Genomic DNA, 3,410 nt, shown 5'->3' on the forward strand with positions numbered 1-3,410 from the left:
GGCACCGGGGGCGCGACGGGCGCGGGAGCCGGCGTCACCGTCACGTCCTGCGACAGGGCCTCCAGGTCATGGAAGCCCTTCGTCGTCACGTCGCCGTTCCGGAACAGGGCCCAGCCCTGGAGGTTGCGCTGGTAGGTCCGCGTCATGTGCCACAGTTGGATGCCGCTGTTGGCGACGAAGAGGTACAGGGCGCGCTTGGGGTTCCAGGGGTTGGGCAGGGCCAGGGCGATGCCGTCGTCCGGGCGGCCATACGTCTTGCCCTGCCAGCGGAAGAAGCGGCGGCCCAGCTCCACGGGGAGCTTCTTCTCCTGGGCCAGCCGGGCGAGCAGCGCGTTGTCCTCCGCCCCGCCGAAGACGACCAGGTCGCGATCCGCCAGCTGTGCGTCCGTCACCTCGAAGTCCGGCGCCACGGGGACCAGCCGCTCGGTGAAGACATCCGCCAGCGACTCGCGGTAGCCCAGCACCAGCGTGCGCATGGACTCCGTCTGCCGGGCGGTGCCGTGCACCATCAGCAGCTTCTCCCAGGCATCCGTCTGGTTGGCCAGGACCTGGTAGCGCTCGCGCGGCACCGGAAGGTCATTGCCCGCGTTGAAGACGACACGCACGGGCGCCTCCTTGGTGCGCAGGACGAACGTCTCGCTCGCGGTGCCCTTCACCTCCACGCGCTCCAGCGTGGAGCCCTTCGCCGTGTGCACCTCCACCAGCGTGACGAAGTGCCAGGGCTTCGGGCCGGGTTGCTCCACCTTGAGCGTCACCTCGTAGCCGTCCTTCACCTGCGCGGCGGTGGCGCGGAAGCGCGGCTGCGGCAGGCCCGTGCGCTCCAGCCACTGGCCGACGAAGGAGCCCACGTCCTTGCCCACCGCCTCCTGCGCGGTGCGCTTGAAGTCCGCGGTGGAGATGTCCTTGTTCGCGTAGCGCGCGTGGACAGCGTTCATCACCTTGGAGAAGTCCGCGTTGCCCAACAGCAGGCGCAGCTGGTGCAGCGCGAAGGTGCCCTTGATGCGCGGCACCAGGTAGGTGCCATAGCGGCCGTACTCCGTCTTGACGGAGGCGGGCAGCACGTCCGCCTCGCGCGAGGTGGTGAAGAGGTAGCGGTCATTCAGGTCCGCGAGCACGTCGCGCTGCGCGTCGAAGGCCTTGTCCTGCTTGTCCTCGTGGGCCGACACGTCGCGCAAGAGCTTCCAGTACGCGGACGTGCCGCTGATGAGCCAGTTCTCCCCGTCCGACGCGGGGAACAGGGTGTTGGCCCACAGGAGCGACTTGTCGAAGCCGACCGCGTCCTTCACCCGGGAGAAGTCCCGCTTGGCGGCCTGGGGCTCCTCGGGCGCCTTCCACGTCTTGCGCGCCTCCTTCAATTTGGCGGCGACGTAGATGGGGCTGAACGTCGTGTAGCCCAGCGACAGGTGCGGCGTGGCGCCGGGAAGGTCCGGCATGAAGCGGCTGCCAATCATCTTCTCGCGCAGCGTCGTCTTGCCGTAGTGGGCCAGGAACATCAGCTTCTCGGCCATCTCCGACGTGGTCACCTTGCCGTCGCACGCGTGCGGGCGGTTGATGGGGCTGGAGGCCATCATCCGCGTGGCGGAGTCCAGGTCGAACCCCTTCTTGCCGAACTTCGCGTAGTACTCCCAGAAGGCGATGTCGCGGTTCCAGGTGTTGAAGGCCAGGTCCGCGGGCGCGTTGTCCGGGCTGGAGACGGACTCCTTGCGGACCTCCAAGTCGCGGTTGTTGTTGTTCGCCCAGATGAAGTCCTTGAGGTTGCCCGGCGTGTCGGAGGTGTTGCCCTTGCTACCGGTGCGCCACAGCCGCGTCTTCTTCGTGCCGAGCAACAGGCAGGCGCCCTCGTCCGTCTTCGTGTCCGCGAGCGTCCAGTCGTTGGTGTACAGGCCGTTGTTGTTGTCCTTCATGATGCGCGCGACGTCATCGATGGAGGACGCGTACTGCGCCGCCTTGCGGATGCGGTTGCTCTGCGGGGAGCCATTCAGGTCGAACGGGGTCTGTCCCACCGTCGTCTCGCCGATGACGATGCCCGCGGAGTTGATGAACCAGTCCGCGCCGCTGTGGATGCCGCCCGGGAAGGTCTGCATCACGAAGCGGTGGCCTCGGGTGGGCTGCACGTCCAGCACCACGTCCCAGTGGACGCCGGTGTAGCCGTTCCACATGAAAATCTGCCCGATGATGGCGCGGCCGTCCTTCGTCGCGGACTTGGTGGCGACGAAGGAGGAGCAGTGGTCACCCTTGCCTCCGCGCTCGGCCTCCTCGTCGGCCTTGAGGAAGGTGCGGCCGGACAGCGAGGTGGAGGTGGCGCGGTTGGCCTCCTCCAACTGGCCCGCGTCCACGGCGGTGTTGAGCGTGACGATGTCGAGCACGTCCAGCTCGCGGTCCTTGAACTTCGCGCCGGCCTTGTTCGCGCCGTCGGCGATGCCCTTCATCTCCTCCAGGTACTCGGCGTCGAACTTGCGCAGGAAGAGCGAGTCCGCGAGCAGTCGCTGGTGGCTCCATCCCTTGGCCGCATCCGTCTTGTCCTTCTGGATGCCGAGCTTCTCCATGTACCGGACGATTTCCTGCGAGGTCAGTTCACCGAACTGGACGCCGCGCTCGTAGGGCTCGCCCTCGATGTGGACGTAGATCCACCCGCCGTCGTCGTAGCGGAAGCCCTTGCCCGCCCAGCGCACGGACTCCATCGGGACATACGCGGTGATGTCCTCCACGGGCTCCAGGCGGACATCGTCATACCAGACGGAGCCGGTGGCCTTGCCGTTGCGGCCCAGGTGGAGCTGCACGCGGTCCGAGGACTGGGTGGCGAAGAAGAGGACGGAGGCGCGGGTGCCGGCCTCACCGCCCGGGGCGGGTGCGCAGTTGGTGAAGGGGAAGCTCTTCATCGAGAAGCAGGCGCCGTGGGCCGTGGGATAGCGGGCCTGGGGGTCGACCTGGACGCCCTTGGTCCGCACCCAGGCGCTGAGCCGGTAGAGCTGGCCCACCTGGAGCTGGAGGTTCTCGGACTCGACGGTGGTCTCGCCACCGCCCTGAGGGCTCTCGATGAGCAGGCCGCGCGAGCCCTCCACCTTGCCCTCGGCGCTGGAGGCCACCTTGCCAGGTCCCTGCGAGCGCCAGAACGCGGGCACCGAGGAGGACCCTCCGGCCACCTCGAAGTTTCCGTTCGGCACCGCCGAGGACTTGACGGGGGAGGCGGCCACGGCGGGCGCGGCCTGGAGCAGGCTCGCGGACAACAGCAGCACGCCGAGGAGCTTCGACGTCTGGGGGAGGTCGGTCATGTCGTTCCCTTCCCGAGCAGGGCGGGGCAACAGCTCGGGGAATCGGGGCGCATGACACTGCCGCGCGTTTCGAGCGTCAACCCTTCACGTCATCCAAGGCACCATGACGCGAGGTGACTTCCACACCCACCCCGACAC

1 protein-coding gene is annotated in these 3,410 nt (G+C 67.9%); it reads right to left on the reverse strand.

Annotated elements, in window-relative coordinates; translation table 11 throughout:
* Nucleotides 1–3,272: C45 family peptidase (locus tag FJV41_RS48505; protein WP_141649411.1), on the reverse strand; the 3,272-nt coding region annotated here is incomplete at its 3' end.
* Nucleotides 3,273–3,410: the final 138 nt, after the last annotated feature.

This window comes from Myxococcus llanfairpwllgwyngyllgogerychwyrndrobwllllantysiliogogogochensis (genome assembly GCF_006636215.1).
Taxonomy (GTDB): Bacteria; Myxococcota; Myxococcia; order Myxococcales; family Myxococcaceae; genus Myxococcus; species Myxococcus llanfairpwllgwyngyllgogerychwyrndrobwllllantysiliogogogochensis.